At 67.9% G+C, this 24296-nt stretch carries 23 protein-coding genes and 1 pseudogene; 10 read left to right on the top strand and 14 right to left on the bottom strand.

The genetic code is table 11. The features are described from left to right. Positions 1-5: 5 nt before the first annotated feature. Positions 6-1001, bottom strand: a complete 996-nt coding sequence (locus NUT86_RS05705; protein WP_274733852.1) for a TauD/TfdA family dioxygenase — start codon at positions 999-1001, stop codon at positions 6-8. A 390-nt stretch (positions 1002-1391) separates the two neighbouring features. Between NUT86_RS05705 and NUT86_RS05700 the strand changes: the two genes are divergently transcribed. The 4 genes from NUT86_RS05700 to NUT86_RS05685 are packed head-to-tail and all read left to right on the top strand — an operon-like array spanning position 1392 to position 6329. Beyond that, positions 1392-2936 carry an ABC transporter substrate-binding protein gene (locus tag NUT86_RS05700; RefSeq protein WP_274733850.1) on the top strand — a complete coding sequence of 515 codons (1545 nt, stop codon included), beginning with the start codon at positions 1392-1394 and terminating at the stop codon, positions 2934-2936. After that, on the top strand, positions 2921-3955 hold the full coding sequence (locus NUT86_RS05695; RefSeq protein ID WP_274733849.1) for an ABC transporter permease: 1035 nt from the start codon (positions 2921-2923) through the stop codon (positions 3953-3955). The genes NUT86_RS05700 and NUT86_RS05695 overlap by 16 nt, the downstream gene beginning before the upstream one ends. After that, the gene (locus NUT86_RS05690; RefSeq protein WP_274733847.1) at positions 3952-4806 is read left to right on the top strand and encodes an ABC transporter permease subunit; all 855 of its coding nucleotides are present in this window, start codon (positions 3952-3954) and stop codon (positions 4804-4806) included. The genes NUT86_RS05695 and NUT86_RS05690 overlap by 4 nt, the downstream gene beginning before the upstream one ends. After that, a complete protein-coding gene (locus NUT86_RS05685) occupies positions 4803-6329 on the top strand; it encodes an ABC transporter ATP-binding protein (RefSeq protein ID WP_274733845.1) in 1527 nt (508 codons plus the stop codon). The genes NUT86_RS05690 and NUT86_RS05685 overlap by 4 nt, the downstream gene beginning before the upstream one ends. Positions 6330-6447: 118 nt before the next feature. On the opposite strand, the gene NUT86_RS05680 is transcribed toward NUT86_RS05685, so the two are convergent. The 4 genes from NUT86_RS05680 to NUT86_RS05665 form a co-directional block, all read right to left on the bottom strand. After that, on the bottom strand, positions 6448-7905 hold the full coding sequence (locus tag NUT86_RS05680) for a SulP family inorganic anion transporter (protein ID WP_159490864.1): 1458 nt from the start codon (positions 7903-7905) through the stop codon (positions 6448-6450). Between the two features lie 73 nt (positions 7906-7978). Beyond that, on the bottom strand, positions 7979-8572 hold the full coding sequence (locus NUT86_RS05675) for a carbonic anhydrase (protein ID WP_018091647.1): 594 nt from the start codon (positions 8570-8572) through the stop codon (positions 7979-7981). Positions 8573-9317: 745 nt separating this feature from the next. Beyond that, positions 9318-9782 carry a GNAT family N-acetyltransferase gene (locus NUT86_RS05670; protein WP_159490866.1) on the bottom strand — a complete coding sequence of 155 codons (465 nt, stop codon included), beginning with the start codon at positions 9780-9782 and terminating at the stop codon, positions 9318-9320. 76 nt (positions 9783-9858) lie between these two features. Further along, positions 9859-10323 carry a virginiamycin B lyase family protein gene (locus NUT86_RS05665; protein ID WP_446750751.1) on the bottom strand — a complete coding sequence of 155 codons (465 nt, stop codon included), beginning with the start codon at positions 10321-10323 and terminating at the stop codon, positions 9859-9861. 247 nt (positions 10324-10570) lie between these two features. Between NUT86_RS05665 and NUT86_RS40590 the strand changes: the two are divergent. Continuing rightward, positions 10571-10675, top strand: a pseudogene (locus NUT86_RS40590) (HipA family kinase); the annotation flags it as partial. Between the two features lie 442 nt (positions 10676-11117). Here the strand turns inward: NUT86_RS40590 and NUT86_RS05660 are convergent. From NUT86_RS05660 to NUT86_RS05640, 5 genes are read right to left on the bottom strand one after another with little or no spacing between them, the layout of a single operon-like run. Then, a complete protein-coding gene (locus tag NUT86_RS05660) occupies positions 11118-11570 on the bottom strand; it encodes a hypothetical protein (protein WP_274733840.1) in 453 nt (150 codons plus the stop codon). A gap of 19 nt (positions 11571-11589) precedes the next feature. Continuing rightward, positions 11590-12648, bottom strand: a complete 1059-nt coding sequence (locus tag NUT86_RS05655) for a hypothetical protein (protein ID WP_274733839.1) — start codon at positions 12646-12648, stop codon at positions 11590-11592. Next, positions 12645-14648, bottom strand: a complete 2004-nt coding sequence (locus NUT86_RS05650; protein ID WP_159490872.1) for a hypothetical protein — start codon at positions 14646-14648, stop codon at positions 12645-12647. Before NUT86_RS05650 ends, NUT86_RS05655 begins: the two co-directional genes overlap by 4 nt. Further along, entirely contained in the window at positions 14645-15400 is a 756-nt protein-coding gene (locus tag NUT86_RS05645) for a TIR domain-containing protein (protein ID WP_274733836.1), read from the bottom strand. The genes NUT86_RS05650 and NUT86_RS05645 overlap by 4 nt, the downstream gene beginning before the upstream one ends. A 13-nt stretch (positions 15401-15413) precedes the next feature. Then, the gene (locus tag NUT86_RS05640; RefSeq protein WP_274740385.1) at positions 15414-16706 is read right to left on the bottom strand and encodes a helix-turn-helix domain-containing protein; all 1293 of its coding nucleotides are present in this window, start codon (positions 16704-16706) and stop codon (positions 15414-15416) included. Between the two features lie 212 nt (positions 16707-16918). Between NUT86_RS05640 and NUT86_RS05635 the strand changes: the two genes are divergently transcribed. Beyond that, entirely contained in the window at positions 16919-17047 is a 129-nt protein-coding gene (locus NUT86_RS05635; protein ID WP_268251417.1) for a hypothetical protein, read from the top strand. A 329-nt stretch (positions 17048-17376) separates the two neighbouring features. On the opposite strand, the gene NUT86_RS05630 is transcribed toward NUT86_RS05635, so the two are convergent. Further along, a complete protein-coding gene (locus tag NUT86_RS05630; RefSeq protein WP_159490876.1) occupies positions 17377-18561 on the bottom strand; it encodes an IS701 family transposase in 1185 nt (394 codons plus the stop codon). Between the two features lie 150 nt (positions 18562-18711). On the opposite strand from NUT86_RS05630, the gene NUT86_RS05625 reads away from it, so the two are divergent. Then, entirely contained in the window at positions 18712-19416 is a 705-nt protein-coding gene (locus NUT86_RS05625; protein ID WP_274733833.1) for a hypothetical protein, read from the top strand. A gap of 164 nt (positions 19417-19580) precedes the next feature. Next, positions 19581-19733, top strand: a complete 153-nt coding sequence (locus NUT86_RS05620; RefSeq protein WP_159490880.1) for a hypothetical protein — start codon at positions 19581-19583, stop codon at positions 19731-19733. A gap of 183 nt (positions 19734-19916) precedes the next feature. On the opposite strand, the gene NUT86_RS05615 is transcribed toward NUT86_RS05620, so the two are convergent. After that, the gene (locus NUT86_RS05615) at positions 19917-20552 is read right to left on the bottom strand and encodes a hypothetical protein (RefSeq protein WP_159490882.1); all 636 of its coding nucleotides are present in this window, start codon (positions 20550-20552) and stop codon (positions 19917-19919) included. 620 nt (positions 20553-21172) lie between these two features. Here NUT86_RS05615 and NUT86_RS05610 point away from each other — a divergent pair. Continuing rightward, on the top strand, positions 21173-22852 hold the full coding sequence (locus NUT86_RS05610; protein WP_274733830.1) for a thiol-activated cytolysin family protein: 1680 nt from the start codon (positions 21173-21175) through the stop codon (positions 22850-22852). 306 nt (positions 22853-23158) lie between these two features. Further along, the gene (locus NUT86_RS05605) at positions 23159-23554 is read left to right on the top strand and encodes a hypothetical protein (RefSeq protein ID WP_274733828.1); all 396 of its coding nucleotides are present in this window, start codon (positions 23159-23161) and stop codon (positions 23552-23554) included. Between the two features lie 218 nt (positions 23555-23772). On the opposite strand, the gene NUT86_RS05600 is transcribed toward NUT86_RS05605, so the two are convergent. Together NUT86_RS05600 and NUT86_RS05595 are read right to left on the bottom strand one after the other, a co-directional pair. Further along, positions 23773-23970, bottom strand: a complete 198-nt coding sequence (locus NUT86_RS05600) for a DUF397 domain-containing protein (protein ID WP_159490888.1) — start codon at positions 23968-23970, stop codon at positions 23773-23775. Beyond that, positions 23967-24251, bottom strand: coding sequence for a Scr1 family TA system antitoxin-like transcriptional regulator (locus tag NUT86_RS05595; RefSeq protein ID WP_229838784.1), 285 nt, complete (start codon positions 24249-24251; stop codon positions 23967-23969). Before NUT86_RS05595 ends, NUT86_RS05600 begins: the two co-directional genes overlap by 4 nt. Positions 24252-24296: the final 45 nt, after the last annotated feature.

Raw genomic sequence — 24296 nt, 5'->3', positions numbered from 1 at the left:
AGCTGTCAGCTGGTGTGGGCTTCGAGGGCGGCCTGACCGTAGCCGTGCTCACGGGCTTCGGCCAGGGGGCGGCTGCGGCGCCCGGGAACGCGCACGGAGGCACGCTTGAGCCACCGGTCGCTGCCGTCGTAGCGGGCCTGGAAGGGCACCCGCCCGTGCACGACCAGGTCGTTGTCGGCGACCAGGACCTCGCCGGGGGAGAGGCTCACCGCGACGGAGACGCGGGCGAGTTCGGCGGTGAGCCGTCCGTAGGCCGACCGGTAGGGCTCGTCCGCCTCGTCGAGCGGTCTGTATGCCGGGTCGAAGCGCAGGGTCGGTCCCTCCTCGGCCGCGAACAGCGTGGGCACCGCGGGCGGCGCCTGTGCGGCGTAGCCCTGTGCCTCGGCGTACGCGTCATCGGGAAGGATCGGCACCACCGGACGCGAGAGGAGACCGATGTCCTCGTCGGTGAGCCGGGCCTTGCGGATGCTGGCGGCGGTGGTGGCGATGCCGTCGGGGTTGCGCATACAGCCGAGCATCAGCAGATGTGCGCGGCCGGGGTGGAAGGCGTCCTCGGTGTGCGGGCTGAGGAGCACGGTGCTGCTGGCTCCGGTCTGCTCACTCTCGCGCCCGGCCGCGGGGACGATGTTGTGGATGAACCGGCCGTCCTGCTGGCCCTCCCACGCGAGGGGGTTGCCCATCACCGAGGCGAGCAGCAGCAGTTGGAGGTCGAAGGCGGCCCCGCAGCCGTCGGCGGTGGCCCAGCTGGAGGGTGTCGGCCCGATGGCGTCGTCGTCGACATCGAGGCCCCGCAGGACGAACAGGCCGTCGGCGGTGTCGACGGGCCGGCAGTGTTGCCGGAGGGTGTCACCTAACCCGGCGGCCGCCTGCACAACCTCCACCAGGAGGCGGGGAGTTGCGGTCGACGTGCCGAACTCGGTGAGTATCTTCTCTGCGGTCAGGCGGAGTTCGCTCGCGGTGCGGTCATCGAGCGTGCGGACAGGTGCGGCTGCCGTGCTCATGGCGAGAGTCCGTTTCCGTCGTGAGACAGGGGAAGCGCCTCTGCCGGAAGCCGTGGGGGCGGGGCGCTGCGGATCCGTAACAGGCAGGACTGAGCGGCCGCCCGGAGGCGGCTGATGCGGTGGCTGACCGGCGAACGGCCTGAACATTAGGCGCCGAGCTTAGGCAAGGCAACCCTTACCAGTGGGTCCGGTTCGGTTTTGGGTGCCTGCCTGATGCAATGTCAAAACTAAGGCGACAAAGCCTAGTTGGGCACACAATCTGCCCCGGATGGTGTCGTTCGATCATCTGTTCGTCGGTGTGTGACCTCTTGCAGCAAGGGCTGTCGTTAGGGTAGGCACACCTAAGCACCCCCCAGTCGCCCCCGAAGCGGATCGAGGACGTACGTGGACATGAACAGGCGTCAAGTGCTGTGGGCCGGTGGAGCGTTAGGTGCGACGGCACTGCTGGCCGCGTGCTCGGGCAGCGGGGGCACCTCGACCGAACCCGCCGCAACGGGCGGCAAACCCAAGCGAGGGGGCACGCTCCGGGTCGGCGCGCTCGGCCGCGCCTCGGCTGTCACCCGTGATCCGCACGGCACCCAGACCAACGAGAGCGACTACCTCATCGTCGCCCTCGTTCACGACACCCTGACCGCCCCCGGAGCCAAGACCAACACCGTCCCGCGGCTGGCCTCGCGCTGGCAGGCGTCGGACGACCTGAAGACCTGGCGTTTCACGATCGCCAAGGGCGCGAAGTTCCACGACGGCAGCCCGGTCACCGCCGGGGACGTGGCCTGGTCGCTGCGCCGGCTGCGGGCCACCCCCAACGGTGCCTCCCGCCTGCCCGGCATCAAGGCCGAGAACATCCGGGCCGAAGGCGCCGGCACCGTCGTCCTGGTCTCCGACTACCCCAATGCCGAACTGCCCCAGCTCACCCGTCTGACGACCTTTGTGCTCAAGAAGGGCACCAAGGACAAGGAGGCCGGGACGGCGTCCGGCTCCGGCCCGTTCAAGCTGGACTGGTTCCGCTCCGGCAACGCCCGGCTGGTGCGTAACGAGGACTGGTACGGCGGCGAGGTCCTCCTCGATGCCATCGAGGTCAAGATCTTCGAATCCCCGCAGGCGATGGCCAACGCACTGCTCGGCGGCCAGATCGACGTCGCCTCCAACGTCGGCGCGGTGGCGGCGCGTACGGCCGAGCAGCGCAAGGAGGTCCAGATCATCCGCCGCCCCGACGACATGGCGATGCCGATCGTCATGCGCACCACCGGCGGACCGTTCGCGGACGCCAAAGTGCGGGAGGCGCTCCGGCTGGCCGTGGACCGTGAGGCCATGGTCAAGCAGGTGCTGTCCGGCTACGGCGCCGTCGCCAACGACATTCTCGGGACCGGCGACCCCGCCTACGCCACCTCCATACCGCAGCGCACCCGTGACCTCAGCAGGGCCAAGTCCCTGCTGAAAGCTGCGGGCTTCGACACGTCCAAGACGTACAAGCTGCTGACCACCGAGGACGTCTCCGGGCTCACCGATTCCGCGACCCTGTTCGCCACCCAGGTCCGCGAGGCCGGCGTGAAGATCGACGTGGTCAAGCAGGAGTCCGCCACCTTCTGGGACAAGACCTGGCTCCAGGGCGATCTCTACACGACCTACTGGGGCACCAACGACTCCCTCGTCTTCTTCGCGAGCAAGACGATGTTCTCCGAGTCGGCCACGAACGAAACCGGCTGGAAGAACGCCGAGTTCGACGCGGTGTATCGCAAGGCCATCGGCGCCAGGGACGCGGCGAAGCGCGCCACAGCGCTCAAGGAACTCCAGCGGATCGAGCATGAGGCATCCGGCTACCTGTTGTGGGGCATGGCCGACGGCATCGACCTGGCCGCCGCCCCGGTGCGCGGCCTGCCCACCCTGCCCGGCTACGGCCGTGTGCAGCTTGAGCGGGCATGGCTGGCCCGCTGAGCGGTACGGTGCGGGAGCCGGCGACCGGAGTGGACGGAGGGCCGACGGCCGTCCGTCCGGTCCGGCCCGTGCTGTCCGCGGTCCTGCGCACGGGCGGTCTGTTCGCCCTGCTGGCCCGCCGGATGCTGCTGCTCGCCGCGCTGCTCGCCGCCGTCTTCGCCGCCATCGAACTGCTGCCGGGCGACGCCGCCACCGCCACCGCGGAGCGCGGTGAGAGCCCCGCCGACCTCGGGCACCGGCGTCACCTCCTCGGCCTCGACCGCCCGGTCCTGACCCGCTTCGCCGACTGGATGACCGGCCTGCCCACCGGCGACCTCGGCACCTCCGCCCACGGGGAGGCGGTCGCCGGTCTTCTCGCCCGTCCCTTCCCCAACACCTTGCTTCTGGGCGGACTCGCCCTGCTGGTGACCCTCGTGGTCTCGCTCGGACTCGGCTGCCTGGCGGCGCTCAAGCCCGGCCGCCTCACCGACCGGGCCGTATCGGCCACCGCCACCGGCATCCTCGCGCTGCCCGAATTCGTGGTCGCGGTCGCCCTCGTCCTGGTCTTCGCCCTGTGGGCCGACTGGCTGCCCGCCGTCACCCTCACCGGCGCCGACGGCGCACCCGCGTCCTGGCCGATGCTCGTGCTGCCCGTCACGGCGCTGTCCGTCCCGCAGATCGGCTGGAACACCCGCATCGTGCGCGCGGCCCTCGCCGACGAGGCCAAGGCCCCGCACATGGAGACCGCGCTGATCGACGGGCTGCCGCGCCACCGGATCTTCACCCACCACCTGCTTCCCGGCGCGCTGCCCACCATCGCGGCGGGCCTCGCCACCTCGACCGGCATGCTGCTGGGCGGCGCCGTCGTGGTGGAGACGATCTTCAACTACCCCGGAATCGGCGGGGTTCTGGCCGGAGCCGTCGCCGACCGGGACAGCCCGGTCGTCGCGGGCGTCGTCGCCGTCACCGGAGCCGTCATCACCGGAGTACTCCTGTTCGCCGACCTCACACGTGCCTGGGCATCCGGAGGCCGCATATGACCGCCCCGCACCCGACCGCCCTCGAACAGCCCGTCCGCCGGCGCCGCTCGCGCGGCTTCGTACTCCGCATCCTTCCCGCGCTCGTGCTCATCACGGCCGCCGTCACCGGGCCATGGCTCCACCCGCACGCCATCGACGTCCCCCTCACCGCTCCGTACGCCGGGCCGGGCGGTGGCGCCCCGCTCGGTGGCGACCATCTCGGCCGCGATGTGCTCACCCGTCTCCTCGCCGGGGGCCGCGAACTCATCGTCACATCGCTGCTGGTCGCTCTGCTCGTCACCGTGGTGGCGGCCCTGCTCGGCGCGCTCGGCGCCCTGCGCCCGGCCGTCGGCCGGATCGTCGAACGCTCCGCGGACGTGCTGATGCTGCTGCCCGCCGTACTGGGCATCCTCCTCCTCACCCTGTCATGGCCGGGCGGCGGACGCTTCGCGGTGATCGCCGCCGCCGTCGTCATGGGGGTGCCCTACGCGGTGCGCCTCGCCGCGGGGGCGGCGGCGCCCGTCGCGGCCTCCGGCTACATCGAGGCGGCGGCGGTCGGCGGAGAGCGACTGTGGCACCTCGTCGTACGGGAGGTCCTGCCCAATCTGAGGGCCACCCTGCTCGCCCTCTTCGGGCTGCGGTTCGTCGCCGCCGTCTACGTCGTCGCCACCGCCGGCTTCCTCCAGGTGGGCCCCCAACCGCCCGCCGCCGACTGGGCATTGATGATCCGGGAGAACGCCGGCGGCATCGTCCTCAACCCCTGGGGCGTACTGGCCCCCAGCCTCGCCATCGGCCTCCTCGCCATGAGCGTCAACCTCGCCGTTTCGGCACTCGTCCCGCAGACCGGCCGGAAGGCGGTGACCGCACTGTGAACCACATGCCAGGCCGGTACCCCGAGGACCCTGCACCGTCCGCCGAACCGGCGGTGACCGTCACGGACCTCACGATCGCCGCCCCGGACGGCCGTCTGCTCCTGGACGGCGGCAGCCTGGAGGTCCGCCCCGGCCGTATCACCGCTCTCACCGGCCCCTCCGGCTGCGGCAAGACCACCCTGTTGCGCGCCGTGGCCGGCGTCCTGCCGCCCGGGACCCGGCTCACGGCCGGCCGCATCGAAGTCCTCGGCCGGGACGTGCCGGCGCTGGACGCCACCGCACTGCGCACCCTGCGCCGCCACCGTCTCGCCTACGTCGGCCAGGACCCGGGCTCAGGTCTCAATCCCCGGATGACGGTCCGCCGCCTCCTCACCGAAGTCGCCGCGGACCGCAGCCCTCAGGCACTGCGCGACCTGATCGCCGAGGTCCAACTCCCCACTGAGGGAGGTCTCTTGGGGCGCCGCCCAGGAGCGCTCTCCGGTGGCCAGCAGCGCCGCGTCGCCCTCGCCAGGGCACTGGCCCGCCGTCCCGCCGCACTGCTCCTCGACGAGCCGACCGCCGGTCTCGACCCGGAGCTGCGCCACGAGATCGCCGAACTCCTGCGCCACCTCGCGGACCGTCACCAGCTCGCCATCGCACTGTCCTGCCACGACGCGGACCTGGTCTCCCGGCTGGCCGACGACGTCGTGGACCTCTCCCGCGGCGCGCCCGCACCGCCACCCCTGCCACACACCACCGACCGGCCGCTCCCCACCGGCGCACACACGCTCACCGTCTCCGGTCTGTACGCGGCCTTCGGACGACGCGGCCGCCGCACCCCCGTCCTTCACGACATCGGCCTCGCCGTGCCCGCCGGCTCCAGTACGGGCATCGTCGGAGCCTCCGGTTCGGGCAAGACGACCCTGGTCCGCGCCGTCGTCGGACTCCACCGTCCCACCAGCGGTGCCGTCACCCTCGACGGAGTACGTCTCGCCCCCACCGCCCAGGGCCGCACCCGCGAACAGCGCCGACGCCTCCAACTCGTGCCCCAGGACCCGCTGGGCACCCTCAACCCGAGCCGCACGGTCGGCGCGACCCTCGGCCGTCCGCTGCGTCTGCACCGGCGCGCCACCCCCGACCAGGCCCCGACCCGCGTCCTGGAACTCCTCGAACAGGTCGGCCTCCCCGCCCGCTTCGCCGACCGCTACCCCCACGAACTCTCCGGCGGCCAGCGCCAGCGCGTCTCCATCGCCCGCGCGCTCGCGGCGGACCCCGACGTGCTGGTCTGCGACGAAGTCACCTCCGCCCTCGATGCCGTTACGGCCTCCTCGATCATGGACCTGCTGGATGACCTGCGCGACCGCCGCGGCCTCGTCCTGGTCCTCATCAGCCACGACCTCCGCCTCATGGCAAGCAGAACCGACTCCCTCCTCGTCCTCTCCGCGGGCCGAGCCGTCGAATCCGGCCCCACTCCGCAGATCTTCACCTCCCCGGCCCACCCGGTGACCGCAGCATTGGTGGCGGGCGCGGCCCAGCCCGCATGAAGCGCAAGGGCCTGTGCCCCTCGCCCGGCGTCGGGCGAGGGGCACAGGCAGCAGTGAGCTTTACGCGTCCCTTGGGAGGCTGAGTCGTCCTCAGGTCGCGTGCGGAATGAATGGCTGGTCAGACTTTTGCGAGTTCCCCGATGGTGGTTCCCCGCTGTAGTGCCCAGTTCTCCAGTGTGATGCGGCAGGCGTGGTCGAGGTGGCGGAGTTCGGAGAGGTCGAGTTCGACGGGCTTGTCGTGCGGGAGTGCTTCGAGGGTTTCGAGCATGCGGGGCAGGCGGAGGAAGGTGGCGGATCCGGTGAGGGTGACGAGGAGCCGGCCGTCGGTTGTTTCGTGGGTGTCGAGCTGGATGTGGGACGTTTCCCAGGCGCTTTTGATCACGGCGAGGCCGATGCCGAGGAGAACGCCTTCGAACATGTTCGTGGTGATGATGGCGATCGCGGTGACGGCGAGGACGAGCGCTTCGCCGCGGTGCGTGCGCCACAGGGGCAGGAGGTCCTTGACCGGGACGAGCTTGCAGCCGGCATGGACCAGGACCCCGGCGAGCGCGGCCAACGGGATGACGCCGATCGCGGCCGGAAGGAGGGCGGCGAACAGCACGAGCCACAGTCCGTGCAGGATGCGGGAGAGCTTCGTCTTGGCTCCGGCCTGGACGTTGGCCGAGCTACGGACGATGACCGCGGTCAGCGGCAGCGCGCCGAGCACTCCGCAGATGGCGTTGCCCACGCCCTGGGCCATCAGTTCCTTGTCGAAGTCGGTTCGCGGACCGTCGTGCATGCGGTCGACGGCGGCGGCGCTGAAGAGGCTTTCGGCCGAGGCGATGAGGGCGAAGGCGAGGACCGTACCGAGGGCGGCGAGGCTGCCCAGCGAGGCGAAGTCGGACATCCCCGGCGGCTGTATCGCCGAGAGGAGCCCTTGGACCTCGACGCGGGGTACGGACCAGCCGGCCACCGTGGTCGCCGCGGTGGCCAGGGCGACCGCGGCAAGCGGTGCGGGGAGCAGCTGGGCCTGAGCCGGGAGCTTCTTCCACAGCACGAGGACGGCGATGGTGCCGGCCCCGATGGCGAACGCGGTCAGGGCTTGGCTTGAGGTGGCGATCTCGGTGACCAGGTGCGGCACTCCCAGGATCTTGTCGATCCCGGAGCGCGGCTGCTCGACCCCGGCCATGGTGTAGAGCTGGCCGAAGATCAGAACGAGCCCGATGCCGGCGAGCATGCCCTGGACGACCGCGACCGTGATCGCGCGGAAGAATCGCCCGAACTTCATTGCACCCAGGGCGAGTTGAACCAGTCCGGCGAGCAGGACGACGGCTCCGAGAACACCGAGGCCGAATTCCTGGACGGCCTCGAAGACCAGGACGGTCAGGCCGGCGGCCGGGCCGCTGACCTGGAGGCTGCTGCCGGGAAGGAAGCCGACGACCAGGCCGCCGACTATGCCGGTGATCAGGCCGAGTTCGGCGGGCACACCGGAGGCCACGGCCACTCCCACGCACAGGGGCAGGGCGACCAGGAAGACGACGAGGGAGGCCAGGACATCACGCCGCAGATGGGCGGGGTTTTTGAGGGGGGAGAGCATCAGTGGACTTCCTCGCACAGCGGAAGCGGAAGGGTGGAGGTACTGGGTGGCCCGTGGGGCGGGCGGATGCGGGTCACAGCGACAGGAAGGCCTTCTCGTCCGGCCCGTATGCCTTGACTGCTCCGGTGTGCACCTCGTAGTACCAGGCGTGCACGTTCAACGTGCCCTCCTCGACCCGTTCTGCGATGCAGGGATGAGTGTGCAGTCGCTCCAGCTGGGCGACCGCGTGGAGCTGGACCGCCTCCGCAACGTCGGGGGAGAGGGGCGTGGTCGTCTCGGGCTGGGCGGCCGCGTGCTCCAGCCAGCCCTGTACGGCGGGCAGGGAGGAGAGATCGCCCCCGCTGACCAGCGCGTTGACCGCCCCGCAGTGGGAGTGTCCGCACACGACGATGTCGCGGACGCCGAGTACCCGCACCGCGTACTCGATGGTGGCCGTCTCCGCGGCGGGGCGGTCGCTGCTGTACTCGGGCACGATGTTGCCCGCCGTCCGCAGCTCGAACAGTTCACCTGGGCGTGCGCCCGTGATCAGTGACGGCACCACGCGCGAGTCGGAGCAGGTGATGAACAGGACCTCGGGGCTCTGCCCGGCCTCCAGGGCGCTGAATTCCTCAGCGCGCTCCGCCACATGCGTCGTAAAGGATCGTGCGTTGTCAACCAGGGACTTCATGGTGGCCTTTCTCCTGCGCTCACGAGCGTGCTCGCGAGCGCGGTGTGTTCAGGTCATCAGTGGAAGGAACGTGTTCCGGTCTGCCTCAAGGTGGCAGCCGGTGATTCCGCGTCATCGTCGACGCGAAATGAAGAGGTGATCCGAGACGGAAGGACGCCCGCGCCTACAGCGCGGAGCATCTCGCCACCGCATGGCGGCGGGAGCGGGAACGTCTGCGGTCCGGGAGCGACCATGCCGACCAGTGGCCGCATGAGCAGGGGATCCGCCGCCACTCCATCAGCACATCTCCCCCGAATATCGCGGCCGTTTGCCAGAGCACAGGCGCGCCACTGCGTCAGCACGTCAGGTGGTCCGCTTGACCATCACGCGAACACCTCTTTGCATGGACATTACCTCATGACCGGGGGTCAAGTCACGGTCAAATCACGGTAATGCGCTGTCCCGCACGGCCAATTGGCGCATTTCCTATTGCGATGCGCTAAGGCGTACGCCCCGTGGGTGGAGCGCGAGCCGGAGAGCGCTCCCACCATCGCCCCGACTCCCGGCCGCCGGGCCGGATGGGCTGTGTCCCGCTGTCCCGCAGGAGTGTGCCGTCGTGCGCCTCGTGCACGGTGACGTTGGATTCGGCCTTGTGCGGGGACGGCGCGGTCGGCGTTCCGGCGATCTCCGCCACCTCGAAGAGCCGTGCCGACGGGATCGTCCGGCAAGGGTAATTCGTCTACACCCGCGCCGGTCCTCCAGCAGGTCACGGGTGCATCGTCCCGGTCTGCCGCCCGCAGAGGTAGAACAGCTCGGGGTCGCCCTCATCGAGGCCGTGGAGCAGGCCGACCGGGCTCCACCCGGCTCGTTGGAGCAGCCGCTGCATCGGCTGGTTGGAGACGTTGGTCGAGGTGAACAGTTTCAGGGTCGTGCACGAGGCCGCCACGGCGGACAGCAACCGATGGCCAACGCCTCTGCCGCGGGCGGGGGGCGCCACCATCAACATCGTCACGAAGCCATGTCCGAAGAACGTGTACTCAACCACGCAGTAGCCGAGTGGGCCGGACGCACCCTCCGCCACGACCGCCAGGCCCTGCCGGCACCACCTTCGGATACTCGCCCGCCGTTCGTCGTCACCCTCGACCGCGACCGTGTCGATCCCCGCCAGCCTGTCGGCCTCCGACTCACGCGCCCGGCGCACAACGAACTCACCGCGGTCTGCTGCATCCATGTGGCCATGCTGTCAGCTCGCATCGGAAGCCCGCCCGACACCTGATCCCTATCGCGGACCAGGTCGTCCGTACGGCTCAGGAGGCTGGTGTGGGGGTGGGACAGCCGGTGGTGATGGAGCCGACGATGTCGACGGCCAGTTCGCTGAACCATATGGAGCCGTCCGGGCCGGAAATGATGCGGTGGCCGACGGGGGCGGTGGTGGGCAGCGTGTAGCGGCTGGTGGTCAGGTCCGGGCGGACGCGGTCGATCAGTCCGGGCTGGTTGTACTGGACCCACAGGTTGCCGAAGCAGTCGAAGGCCAGCCCGGCCAGCTTGGCGCCCTCGACGTTGGTGCGGTGCTCGGTGATGCGGCCGGTGGCGGGGTCGAGTTCGGCGTAGGCGGCGCCGGCCTCCTTGGTGAACCACATGTGGCCGTGCCGGCCGGCAGCAAGGGCGACGGGGCGGCTGTCAGGGGGGGGTGGCGTATTCGCGAACTCCTCCGTCGCAGCAGGCGGATGCCCTGGAGCGTCGGGGAGCGCAGCGAAGCCACGGACATCCACACACCCAGGAGCCGAGCCCACCCCACCAGAATCCCGAGAAATGTCTGGAATGCCAGTTCCTGGTTGAGGCTAACTCGGCATGTGACGGATCACCTGTCGGCGTACACGTGAATGCGCATGGCCGCGTACGGATGGTCCGAATCCTCCCCGGATTCTCTCCAGGGCCGATTGCGGCGGATTCCCCGGCTTGTGGGCGTCTGGATTTAATCGTTAATTGTAAGGTCGCTGGGTCGGATAGCTTGGGAAAATGCTGACTGAAGTCATCGCGACCCGCTATGTCACGCCCTTGCGTGAGGGTGGATCGCTCCCGGGGATCGTCGAGGCCGACGATCTCGGTACATATATCATGAAGTCGTCTACCTAGCTGCTCTGACCTGGGGTGATGTGGTCATGTGTGTCTCTGACCTGCGGAGATGGCTCTTTCAGGGCCTTTCAGGTTCGTGCCGCATTACGCAGTTGCTTCTCCCCACGCGCTCCCCAGCGCCGCCCAAACTCCCCAGATTCTCCCCAGGGAGGCCACGTATAGCGGGATGAAGGGCGCCATCGGGCGAGATCATATGCGGCGCTGTGAGCCACGTTGCGTGACTGCTGTAGGCCAGGAAGAAGACCACCAGCAGGTTCTTCGTCTGCTGGTGGTGCAGAGCTCCTGTTGGTGGTGGCCTGCTGAAATGGCGGGTGTGACTGCCGTCGGCAGAGCATTGGTCCGTGAATGGTCCGGACCGTGGTGTCAGCTACCTCAATGCTGACGGCCGATCGGAGTTCGGCGGTCTGCCCCGGCACTGAGGGCCAGGAGCTCAGTCCTGCGTGGAGCCGGCGGGGTGGTGGACGTGCAAGGTGAGCCCCGTAATCCTGCCGGATTGGATGATGGGGCCGTGCTGGGCTCCGCCACTGATGTCGTTGTGCACGGTGACCCTTTGTGTACCCGGCGCGGTGTTCGCGAGCCGCTGCAAGGATGCGAGCAAGTCGCGCAGGTCGTCTCCGGTGGCGGAGCCGGCCTGTAGAAGCTGTTGCAGGTAGGCGCGCCACTGGAAGGTGACGTCATCAGCGGTTTGCGTGCCGTTTGCAGCCTGGGCACTGAGCAGCAGGGCCCGGGCGGAGTCCAGATCGGCGACCGTGTCAACATCTGCACCGATACGGGAGAAGAAGCGTCCGACCAGCTCGCGGGCGTGTGTCCAGGAGTCGGTGACCATGAGGGAGACCAAGGTGGTCGCTCCCGATGCGGCGAGAGCAGCCAGTTCGCTGTCCATCGTTTCTCCTTCAGGGAGGTCAGAGTCCGGGTGTCTCATCGGTCGCGTCGTTAACCGGTGTGTAAACCGCAGGCGGGTCGAACCTTTTCAGCAGTTCCTCGGCCGTCTCGTTCCGGTCCTGTGTCTTGATGATGTCGGCGATCTGCTTGGCCAGCATCGCCCGCCGGTCATCTCCGTCCGTGAAGCCCATGCCGGAGAGGAAGGCTTCGAAGTGGTCAGCGGTCGTCGGCTCTCGTTCGAACGAAGCGGGCGGCGCGTCCACGCTTTCCAGGTCGGGCCGATTGCTCTGCGGCTGGGGCAGGAAATCCCGCAGTCGATCGGGTACGTCGGTGTCGTTGGCCGCCGACGTGAGCTGGGCGAGCAGACCGAGGTCCGCCACGGTCTTCTCCACATGATCGTCGTTCTTCGCAAGCCACCAGACCACCGCGCTGCCGGTGTCCTTGAGCACGTCCTCGCCCAGGTACTCACGCTTGCTCTGCTCGTACTTCCGCTGGTGTTCCCAGACCGCCTTGTCCTTGCGCACTTCAGCCAGCTTGTCCAACCGTTCCTGATCGTGTTCGCGCAAGGTGAGCGTGACATTCTCCGCCATGACCTGGAGGTGCCTGGTGTGGTCCGGGCGCATCCTGCTGAGCGCACCACTCAGCTCGTGCTGGACGAGCGAGGCCCGGCCGGGCTCCCGCTGTTCCGTGATCGCGCGGGCGCGGTCCAGCACCGTTTCGACGGCGAGGCCTGCCGGGTTGACGACGGGGGCGCCGCCGCCGGCTTCGAGGGGGCACCAGCGCACGGTCGCGGAGAACAGGAAGTCGTAGTCGTCCCACTGGCTGGGCAGCGCCACGTGGCTGACGCGGTGTTCCCTGCGTTCGATGGGCGCCGCGGTGTGCTGCTCCTCGAAGTCGACCGGTACGGAGCCGCGCCGCGTCGCGGCGATCTTGAAGGCTGCCGCGGGCACTCCCGCCAGGAGAACGATGAGGGCCGCCCACGCCCATGTGGGCCACTCCTGCACCAGGCCGAGGATCGTCAGCAGCAGAGCGCACAGGATGGTGAGGAAGACGGTCGTCGTCTTGCAGCCGGTCGTCATGGTGTGGCCCCCCTGGGTGGTGCCGGTCGAGACGGTGCGGCCGACGGGCGGAGGCCCTGCGCCGCGGAGATTTTCTGGAGCAGGCGGTCGGTCGTGGCGACGCCGCGTGCCAGGCCACCGGAGGTGGTGGGTTCCGCTGCACGGGCCACGGAGTACAGCGCTGCGAGATGTTGGCCGTTCCGGCCGGCGGCGGTGACCAGCAGGTCGAGCAGCAGGTCATGGTGGTCGCTGGCATCGGTGGCGGTGTGCAGCCAGCGCCGCGCGTACGGGTGCCAGAGCGACTGCGGCAGCTCAGCGAATGCCTCCCGCCAGCCGATGGTCACACAGCTCTGTACGTACTCCTCGTCCACCAGTGCGCGGGGCGCGCCTCCGGGGTCCGTCAGCGGCACCGGGTCGCAGATCCGCAGGAAGATCCGGGCGTCGTCGGCCGGGGCCGACGAATGCCGCGTGAGGCGGTCGAGCATGCGGCGCCTGAGCCTGCTGCTCGTCGCCACCAAATCGCACAGGGCGTCCAGCGCGGGCGTGGCGCCGCTCTCACGGCGGGCGAGGTGGCGCAGCCGGACCATTGCCTGGTCGGGATGGGTCGGCGCGATCACGTCGGTGCAGACACGGAGCAGAACGTATGCGAGATTTCCTATCAGTTGCTTGTCCCTGCACCACGTGTAGATCAGCTGCCGGAAACTCCCGCCGTACTGCTTGTTCTCGAGCCCATGGGTGAGTGCGTGGATAGCCGCCGCTGACCGGGGCATCGTCGTGGTGTTGGCGCTCCACTCGTCGGCCAGGGCCGCCAGCTCCTTCCACTGCCCGGCACGCAGGTACTGATCGGCGAGCCGTTCCACCAGGTCTTTACGGAGGCCTGGAGTGAGATGTGGATCCTCCAGCTCTGTACTGCGTGCGGTCCAGACGCTGAGGAGACGTCTGAGGTCGGGCATGTGGTCCCAAAAGTGCGCGCGGACGGCGGCGTCGAAGTCCAGCTTGTCGAACCGTACGTGACCGCCCGGTCCGGCCGACGCGGAGATCTCCGTCAGGCGCTCGGCCAGGTCCTTGCCTTCGAGTGGGACAACCTTGTCTTCAGGGATCTTGAGGGTGCGGAGCAGAAGAGCGGCGGCGTGGTGGATGACGTCGGGGTGCGCGCCGTGCAGCATGGCCGTGGTGATCAGCAATGCCCGCTGCGGCGCCTCGCGCCGTTCGGTGACGAGACCGGCGACCTCTTGTCGCCATGCCTTCCGCGCATCGCGGGCCTGCGCGCACCAGCCGGCGAAACCGTCGCGGGCCGGATGCGCCGTACGGGCCCGCCGCACACGGTCGGCGAAGTCCGCGATCTCTTCGACCGAGCGCTGCTCAGCCAGGAAATCTGCCAATGCGGGCGCGCATTGCAGATACTCCTCGTGCGGTATCCGGTGGAGCCGTAGGTGGCGTCGGAACACCTCCTGGGCCGGAGGGGGTGCGATATCGGCCCGGTAGAATTGGAGGTCGGATTCCAGCGTGCCGCCGTACGGTATGACGACCACCAAGTGCGCCTGCTGTTCCTGAACGGCCTTGCGGAGCGCCGGCAGATCTCTGCGGTTCCTCGCCCATCGGGCGCCGTCGGCCTCGGCAAGGTCCAGCAGCAGCCGGTCGCCGGCGCCGACCAGCCCGGCATCCGTGAGCGTGGTTTCCTCTTCGTCGCCGGGCAGCAATTCGCGGAAGATCCCGGTGTCCCGGTGAAGTTCGTACAGGAGGACGCGGGCTGTGGCAGTTCTGCCGCTGCCCGGCGCTCCGTGCAGGATCACGGTGCTGCGCTCTGCCAGCAGGCGGCGGGCCTCGCCCATACCCTCGGGATCGACGAACCGCTGCCTGAGCAGGCGAAGCTGGTCATCCGCGATGCGGCGGGGACTCCGGCCGGCCGTCTCTTGCTTCGGTGGGCTTGCGGTGTAGTTATTGTAGTTGTAGATGTCGCCGAAGCCGGCATGCACCGAGCCGCCAGACTGTTCGACACGCGTCGTGAAGGCTTCGTTCACCGCTCGTCGTCCTCGCGCCGCCCCGGCTCACCGAACCGGTGCCGAATATCACCGTGATGGTCGCCTTCGAAATTCGTCATGCCGTCTCCCGAGTAGTGACGGCCGCTCGACACGTGGCGGGAATTCTGATAGATATTGCCGTTGCCGGAATGCACGGGGCCGGTCGGCCTCTTGATGACGGTGCCGCTGACGTCTCCAGTGAAGTCCCGGCTCTGTACGGCCGTTCCGTGGATGCCCCCGGCCGAGTTGGACACGGAGCCGGGCTCGGGGGCCGGTGCGTCGGCGTGCTCGAGGTCATGCAGCTCGGGAACCATCTCGGCGACCAGGTCACCGAGGCGCTTCAGATCGGCTTCGGCGTTCTGCGTGTCCAGCCGCACGGACTGCAGTTCGGCCAGCCGCGTCAGGTCGGCCGGCAGATCGTCCTTCTTCAGGCGCTCCGTTGTCCTGCCTGCCAGGACAGGGACCACCGGCAGTCCGCAGGCGAATGCCTCCAGGATCTCCTTCCGTACCCAGTCCTCCGGATCGCGCAGCCTGGACTGGAAATTGACCCAGTCGGCCCCGATCACCACCAGCAGCAGAGCGCTGCGGCGCAAGCTGGTCAGCAGGGCATCGGGATAGACGGTGCCGGGAGGGATGGACTTCGAGGCGCGGAAGGCGCGGTCCTTCCCAAAGCGGTTGGAGAGCTCGTTGTCGATTAGAGCGGCGGTCTCATTGCCGTCGCCCGTCCGGTAGTTGATGAACACATCAGCCATTGCGTGGTCCTCCTCAGGAAGTGGTGAAACGGGATAACGTGCCGAGTCGCGGAGAGAGCCGGCGTACCGGAGCGTGATCCGAGTGACGGGCCATGACGCGGGCGAGACGCCGGAGGTCGAGGGTGACGGTCGCGGAACGTACGGCCGTCACCCCGTCGAGCAGCGGCTCCGTCAACATGCAGGCATGGTCGATCTCGCCGTCCGCCGCGTAGGAGAGCGCCCGACGTACGCCGTAACGCACCTGCGTCCGTACCGCGTCGGGGGAGACTCGAGCGAGCTGCCGGTTCAGTTCTTCGGCCGCCTCCCGCGGGCGGCCCAGGTCAAACAGACACCAACCGGTGACCATGCCGACCGAGTCGGGCAGGTGCATGCTGCCGATCACCGGCGCATCGGCATCGTCTGCCTGGCCGGTGAGCAGCGCCCGGGCCTGGTCCAGGGCGCGCTGACAGGCGTCGCGGTCACCGGCGAGCGCGTGGCCCTGTGCCTCGCGCTGCGCGGCGAGTCCGCGGATCCGGGGCGGGAGCGTGCCGCTCTGTGCCTTCTGCGCCAAAGCGACCGTCTGTTCGGCGTCGTCCTGATACAGCGTGACCAACGCCCGGCGGACCAGCGCATATCCGGCTAGTGCTTGGTCGCCCCCGGCAGCCGCAAGATCCACCGCACGCTGTGTCCACCACAGTGCCGCCTGCTCGTCTCCGGTCTCCTGCACCAGCCAGCCGATGTATTCGGCGTACCTGGAGCCGAGTGCGAGCAGTTTCTGGCGGGTGCGGGAGTCGGCATGCGCCGACAGCTCCCGCAGCGTGTGGGTCTGGGCGATCAGCCCGGGTAGGAGGAAGCCGGGCACGACGGTCTGGCCGAGCCGCCGATAGTGCGTGAACAGGGAGCGGGACGCTTCCAGCATCCCAGCACCCGTGGTCGGCGAAACCGGGCCCTGATCGCCAGTACGCCATCTCATCAACGAAGCGGCGCCGACGCTCACGATCTGGCGCCGGCCCAGGGGCTGGAACCAGCCTGAGCCGTCCGGTGACAGCTGCATCGTCCACTCCTCCTCATTGAATTCGCCTGGTTCCGGCTCATCCGGTGTGCTGGAAGCGGATGTGGCGACCAGGGCGATCAGTGCGCCGCCGGCCTGGAGTGTGGCGTCGCACAGTCGGGCGAGATCGCGGCTGGGCGCCTTGATGCCTCGTTCGACCTTGCTCAGCTGTGCCTTGCTGTAGTGCACGGCGGCAGACAGGGCGGTGAGACTGAGTCCGGCGTCCAAACGCCGCTTCCTCAGTTCTTCGCCGAACTCGGTGGACGGCTGCGGCACGGGAACCTCCAAAACCATCCATCCAGGTGCACGGGGTTGCTGCACGAAAGAGTGCGGCAACCCCGGCCGGACGGACAAGGCGAATGGTGCTGTTTCCCGTTTCCTTCTCCGCCGGTGAGAGGCGGTATTCTCCGAAGTGCGGAGTTGTGTTGCGATCCGGTCCGGTCGTTCTCATCTGAGACCGAGCCGACAAGCCTCGGGGTTGCTGTGGCATGAGCAGTTACTCCGTCGATGCCCGAGGAGATGCGACAGTTGAACAGGCGGCCGCCGCCCTCGGGCTGAACGAGGACGCGGCGCGGAAGCTGATGGCCCGCTTGGGCCGCTGGAGCCCCTACCCCTGAGCCCCCGCGCTCCCGGCGAGCCGGAAGGGAGTGCCGGGACGGGCCCCGCTTCCGGACACGCACCCGATTCTGCTGCCTCGTGGTCAGCAGGGGAGCGGACTTGAGGGAAGACCAGCGGAGCGGGACGGACGTCCCATTGTTGGACCCCTTCCGTACCCTTGGCGCTAGTACTGCAACGGTGTTTGTGCTGATGGTTGGGCAGTTCTATGGGCTGTGTCCGCGTCGTTTGTAGTGACTGATGCGGGCCCGGAATTGTCGTCTGCGGCGCCAGTGTGACCAGTGCAGGGTGTGGTCGACGGGTACTGGCCCGCGGTCGGTGAGGCGGTGGATCAGACGTCTGATCTCGGCGAGGCTGAGGTGGATGAGCTGGGAGGATCCGTTTCTGCTTTCCCGGCATCGAGTTCACGGGCCCGCAGGACGGTCAGGCAGGCGTGTGCGGCCATGGCCAGGGTGATGTGGCGGTGCCAGCCGGGACAGCGGCGGACTTGGTAGTCGTCCAGACCGCACTCCTGCTTCGCCGTCTGGAAGCACTCCTCGACGGCCCACCGGCTGCCGGCGATATGGATCAACTCGTCCAGGGTGGTGCCGACCGGGCAGTAGGCGATGTAGGAAGAGAGCTCCTCGGGCCGGCTGACACTGCGACGGGCGACAACCCAGTGCCGGCGGTCCTGGCGGTGCCAGGGACGGACTTCGACACGCGCCCAGTCGAACACCCGCATTCCGTGGGCGCCTCTCCCGCACGAGCGGCGTTTCCACTTCTGCCGCGGCAGACCCGTGAACAGGTCGTGGACGGGGTGGTCCAGGGCCCAGCGGGTGACCACGGTGTCGTGCCGGGTGGTCGCCATGACGTGGAAGACATCAGCCTGCTCCAGCTCATAGCGCCAGCCCTTGCTGAAGCCGTAGGCGGCATCCGCGGTCACCCACCGGAACGGGATCTTGTCCGCGATCGCGCGGCGGACCATCTTCTTGGCCATGACGACCTTGGTCTCGAAGTCGACCGTGTCGTCGATGCCGGCCTTGCGGCACCTCTCGCGGTCGTCCGTCCAGGAGGTGGGCAGATACAACCGGCGGTCGATCAGCGTCCGGCCGCCGCCGGCTGCATAGGCGAGGAAGACGCCGACCTGGCAGTTCTCCGTCCGTCCCGCGGTCCCGGAGTACTGCCGCTGCACCCCCGCCGAACGGTTCCCCTTCTTCAGGAAGCCGGTGTCGTCCACGATGAGCACGGCATCGGGGTCGCCTAGGTGCTCGACGACGTAGTCGCGCACATCGGCCAGGACCTCATCGGCTTCCCACTCGATCCGGTTCAGCAGCCGATGGATACGGTCCGGAGCCGCGTGACCGGCCTGTTCAGCCAGTGTCCAGCCGTTCTTCCGCTCCAGCGGAGCAATCAATCCCCGCATGTAGGCAAGCGCCGACTCCCGCGGCTCCGTCCTGGAAAACCGATGCACGAACCGCTCGTGCACAGCATCCAGTTCACCGGCCCACACCCTCACATCAGCAAGGTCCCCACCCATGAACAGACCAACGACCCGCCTGCCCACCCGTCACGGCAAACACCGTTGCAGTACTAGCGAGGAGCTGGACCTGACTGGCGCCGGGCACCGGTGAAGACGAAGGGGACACCCAGCCGCTGGGCACGCCGGGACGCCGCCCACGAGAAGTTCGTGCTGGAGCTCGTGCACCGGGGCGCCAACGGCAACAATTCGACCATGCAGCCCCCTGTCATCGCTGCGATCGTCACCGCGACGGTCGCACTCATCACCGCAGCCTTCACAGCCGTCAACAGCCAACGACAGCACCACCGCAGTCAGCAGAACAACTGGCTTCACGAACGTCGCAAGGACGCCTACCTCCACTTCATCGACGCTGCGCGAGCGTTCCTCCCCTTGACCGAGCTAGCGGTCCAGGGGGAAGTCCACAGTGACGCCGAGCCTCCAACCGACGACTTCGGTTACATCACCACGGACGGCGACCTCATCGCCTCGGAGACCGTGCGTACGTCGGCCATCCTCTATATAGCCAATCTGACCAGTGCCGAGCTCAGCGACGAGTGGTACCAGAAGGCGCCTGGCAAGCTCACCGAGCTCACCGCCGCATGGGATCGCGTCCACATGAACGGGGACGAGGACCTCCGCGTGCTTGCCCGGGAGATCAACAACCTGGCTCACTGCCTCTTGAAAAGCAGACAGCTCATCCCTCTCGAACAGAAGCAGTTCAGCCCGGAAGAAGAAAACGTCCCAGGGAGAGCTGAACTCCTGCGCATGAACATCCGCGACTACCACACCAAGACGAAACACTTCCGCGAGAAGGCGCGAGAGGACCTCGACACCTTTGCCGCGCGTCCCGTGCGACTCTCCCAACGCACCTGATAGCGCACAAACAACGCCCCATCCCTCGCTCCGTGCACTCCGGGTGCGAATTTGCTGATCCTCAGCGGCAGTGACGGCCGCCTCGGCCGGAAAGGCGGTTCGCCCACCTGCAGCGCGAGGCCGGCCGGGCGGCGGCCAAGGTGCTGCTGGGCCAGCTACCGCAGATGTGGGAGATCAACAGCGAGCTCATGGTCGCGCTGAACGAGGTGCGGCTGTGCGGCACCACGTCGTTCGTCGCCGCGGCCGAGGTCCTCGTCGGCACCACCAGCGACCTGGTACTGAACCACCCACCAGTGGCAGGTCCGGCGGCGCCGTGAGGAACGACGCGCCCTGCGCGCGGGGCAGTCCGGCGACGGCAGGTGAATTCACCCGCACCGGGGGCGGCGGGCCGCATGAGCGGGTCAGCCGGCCGCTGCGCCCTGCTGCCGCCCGGCCGTGCCAGTCGGGCCTGCTGATAGGCCGTCACCGGACGCAGGGGTCAGCGCCAGCACGCGGGGAGGTTAGGTCCGTGGTGACGTCGGCGTGCCTGGGCCGCCCTGGAGCAACGCTGGGCCTCGGTGGGGTGCTGCTTGAGCCGCAAATCGACGCTGTCCCGCGGTCCCGCCTCGGGCCGGCTGCTTGCCGGCGAAGAACTGCTGCACTGTCTCCTCCAGCTCGGCGAGGGTGTCCTCAACGGGGCTGATCTCAAGGACCGCCAGCAGCGACACACAGGTGGCGGCGTAGCCGCCGAGTTCCACGATGAGGTCGAGGAAGGCGCCGTGGTCCGCTGCGATGAGGTTGCCGAGCAGCTCGGCGGCATGGCCAGGGTCATCCGCGCGCATGGCGAGCAACAGGTCCGGCATCGCGGTGTCGTCGGCGCCCTTGTCGCGGCGGGCGGCCACCAGCTCGTCGATCAGCTGCTGCGTGGTGATGTTCTTGTGGTCGGCCAGGACCGCGGTCAGGTCGCTCGCGCAGACCGCCGTGCCCAGTGCCAGGAGGGTGAGCCGCTCCATGCCATCGTCGTCCGCGTCGGCCTTCGCAGCTCGGAGCACGACTTGGCAGGCAGGGGCATCGCCCCGGCGCGCCGGGGCCTCTCGCTGTGCGGACGCGTGGGAGGCGTACAAGAGCTCCATCACGAGCATGTGGTCAGCAGGCATATCCCCATCCTCCCGTGCAGCCGCTGTCTCGGGGGCGGAACGGTGGAGGGCAACGCAACAACCCGCCCCACCTGCCCCGCCGGGCCGACTGTAGGTTCCCCGCGGCCGTGGCCAATTGGCCTTGAATGACCTGCGGATTTTCCGGATCGCGTGGTGGGCGATGAGCAAGAACTTCCACGCAGCGAGGCCATTGCTCGCTGGTAGCCGTCAGGGTCGTGACTTCTGTGTCTCCAGCGACCGGACCGTATCGCTTCCTCTTCGGCGCGTTCTTCCGATCGTCCTTGACGGTGTGAGGGCGGATCGCCGCTGTAGTGAAGCCGAGTCTTTGGCGGCCTCGGTCGGTGTCGTGGTCCATCCGGCGGAAGTGGAGACACCGATGGGGGCCGACCTTCGGCACACCAAGCCTCCCTGTCTCCAAGGGAGTAGCCCTGCGGGACGCTCAGACTCTGAATGGGGGCGAACACTGTTTCATCAGTGGAACAGCCATCCGTCTCCGAGCGTGACTGGAAATACACGGAGCGCGATCACGCGGGTAATAGGTCCGCTGGAGCCGGGCAGGATGCGACGGTCCCGGCAACGACGGGACGTCGGAACCCGGATGACGGAAGGGCAGGTAACCGATGGCGCAAGCAAGCGGAGCGCAGGGGGTGGCTGTGGCGTGGGCGGTGCAGGGTGGTGACGGCAGGGTCCGGGTGGAGTGGGACGTGCCGGATGCTGCGCGCTTCGAGGTCTACCGCGTGCCGGGCGCGCCCGAGGCAAAGCGGGAGGCGTTGAGGGGCGGCCCCGTGCCGGTGGTGCAGGCCGCCACTCTGGAAAAGGTTGAACTGCCGGATCTGTCCGAGTTGCGGGCGCACCAGTACGTGATCGCTGCTTTCGCCGGAGACGGCCCGTGGCCGGCAGCCGTGGCGCCGGTGGGCGTAGGAAACCCTCAGGACAAGGCGGATATGGCGGCAGCCCTGGCCAGGTGGAAGAAGTGGCGGGAGCTGAGCCCGTACCAGGCGGACGCCAAGAGCAAGGTGGGCCCCGAACAGGTCACCCATGTCCAGGGTGTCAAGCGCACCAAGCAGACCTACACCCTGACGAAGAACCCCGACGAGGCGATCACGTTCGATCCGAACGTGTCCATGTGCTTCCCCGGGGCGATCGTGCAGGCCAAGCCGGCCATCGAGAACGGCTACCTGATCCCGGCGGGCATCGAGGACAGCGACCGTGCGGACCTGGGCATCACGGTGGACAGGCTCACTGGCAGGAAGGAGACGGCGTCCCCGCCGTCCGCGTCCAACGTGACAGCGGCGATCGGCAAGGTGATCGGTGACGATGCCCCGGGATCCTCGGACGTCGTTTTCCGCCGGGTGGAGGCGTACGACAGTGCGGAGGTCGCTCTGGAACTGGGAATCTCCGCCAAGTACGGCGGGTTCGCTGCCTCTCTGGACATCTCAGGCAAGCGGAAGGAGACCAAGAACACTGTCCTGGTCTACCTGCGCGAGAGGGGGTTCACCGCGTTCTGCGACGTGTCCACCCCGGCGGCTCTGTTCAAGGACGACTTCACCGAGGAGAAGCTCAACAAGCTGGTCGGCGGCGGGTACATGGGGCCGGAAAACCCACCGCTGCTGGTCAATAGCGTCATCTACGGCCGCATGATCGTCTTCACCTTCACTTCCATCTCGTCCGAGACCGAGATCAACGCCGCCCTCAAGGCCAGCTACAGCGGTTTCGCCGACGTCGACGCTCACGTGAAGGCCCACTACCAGGAGATCATCTCCAAGTCCGAGGTCAGCATCATCAGCAAGGGCATCACCGGTGAGCAGGTCAAGGAACTGCTCACCAAGGGCACACTCTCGGACTCTTTCGCCACCCCCCAGAAGTACAAGTCCTACGTGCGGATCGGCTACACCCTGCAGACCCTCGACGGCGTCCCGGCCAAGATGAGCGAGACCACCACCTACGACGCAGTCACCTGGGGAGACGGTGGCCTGGTCACCCTCCAAATCAAGAGCATGGAATTGGACGGAAAGACCGTCGAGGAATTCGGGGTCACCATCGACAAGGAAGACCTCTCCGTCACCAAGGGGAACCCGGCCACCAAGAGCCGATCTTTCGCGGAGGACGGCTCCGGAGACCCATTCCTCATCACGGAGTTTACGGTTGGGGGAATCCACTATGGTATCGCCGGCGTCGGCAGCCCCGGCTTGCGTCTCAGCCCCAAGGAACTGGACTGGTTCGCCGGCGGTCGCACCATCTTCAGCGGTCACATCGGCGGCATGGATTTCAGCTTTAACTACGACGCCGTCAAGGGGTAGGGGGTTCTAGGCGCCCCAAGGCCGGCCGGGGTCCTCAGCACCAGGCCCGGATGCCGGGCCGGCCCTTGGGTGCCCCTTCCCCTGCCGTGCGACGGCACGCGGGGGAGGAAGCACGAGCCGCCTGCTGTCGATGACAGCAGGCGGCTCAACACCCATAGCCAGCCCCTAACCATCTCGGCTACTCACAGAAGTAGACCAAGACCCGTGGTGTGACGCCTTTGGCAAGGCGATCTGGGGCGCAGCCTGCCCCCGGCCCGCCCACCTTCAGTCCCCAGACCCATCTCCCGACCAAGTCGAAGAGGAACCATGCCGCTAACTACCGCGCCCTCCGCAATGATTGTCATCAAGAAGGACGGTACGGGCCAAACCGGCTCCATGCCCCAGGACCGAGCACAGAACTACCTGGTTGAGATCGTCACGAAAAGGCAGATGACAGAAAAGGTGGCATGTGTGAAGCAGGCCCTGACCCAGGCATTCGACGGAGGCGGTAAGTCCACTGGCAAGTACACGTTTCAGGGGCACCCGGTCCTGCACGCTAGCTCAGGGAACGGCCAGAAAAGCGCCACCCTCTTCTTCTACGACAATGCCGGCACACTGATGCTCTTCGCCATGGGTGAGCATGACACCTCGACAAAATACAAGATCACCATCTACGGGCAGAAGGGCACCGACTTCGCTCAGGGGAAGACCATCTCCATCTGACGCCAGGACCCCAGCCCCTCGTGACCAGCGCTGCGATCACGCTGACAGAGCCGGGAACAGCACACAGTCCGACCGTCACCCGTAGGGGTGAAGGTCGGGCTGAAGTGCCTACGCTCAAAGCTTCTGGTGGTTCAATCGCGGCCAACTGGCCATTGATTGGCCATTAATGCTGGGAATTGGCCACGCTTCCGGGGAAGCTACACCGACTGCGAAGCCGATCAGGACGAGCTGTTCAACAGGCGCAGGGAGGCATCGAATGCCGTGCTGGAGAAGCACAGCGGGGCCTGGGCCGGGTTCTTCGAGTCGCGTACGGCCACGGTGCCGGAGCCGACGGACGCGATCTCGACGCAGTTGCCGCCTCCGCTGCTGTAGCTGCTCTTGCGCCAGGCGGGCTCGGTGCGGGGGTTGGTGTTCAACGGATCTCCTTGATCACATCACGGATGAAGCTGCGGGAGCGCTTGTTGTCGAGGGCCTGGCTGCGTGAGTAGTTGAAGTTGACGTCGTGCTGGCCGATATCGGTGTCCACTTCAAGGTAGAGCGACGTGGTCATGGGCTCCACCACCACGACGGGGCCGCCGGCGTGGCCGCCGGTGATGACCAGAGGTAGGGGCTGCCGATGGCGAAAACGTCGGCTAGGACTTGTCCGGCCGATGAGCTGGAGTGAGACCGGCCGCGAGGACCTGCGCCTCGGAGCCACTCATTGTCATGCGCCGCAAGTATCTTGCGGCGCATGGCAATGGCT

The sequence above is a fragment of the Streptomyces sp. G7(2002) genome (genome assembly GCF_028870195.1).
GTDB lineage: Bacteria > Actinomycetota > Actinomycetes > Streptomycetales > Streptomycetaceae > Streptomyces > Streptomyces nigrescens.
This window is presented reverse-complemented; position numbering and strand designations above follow the sequence as displayed.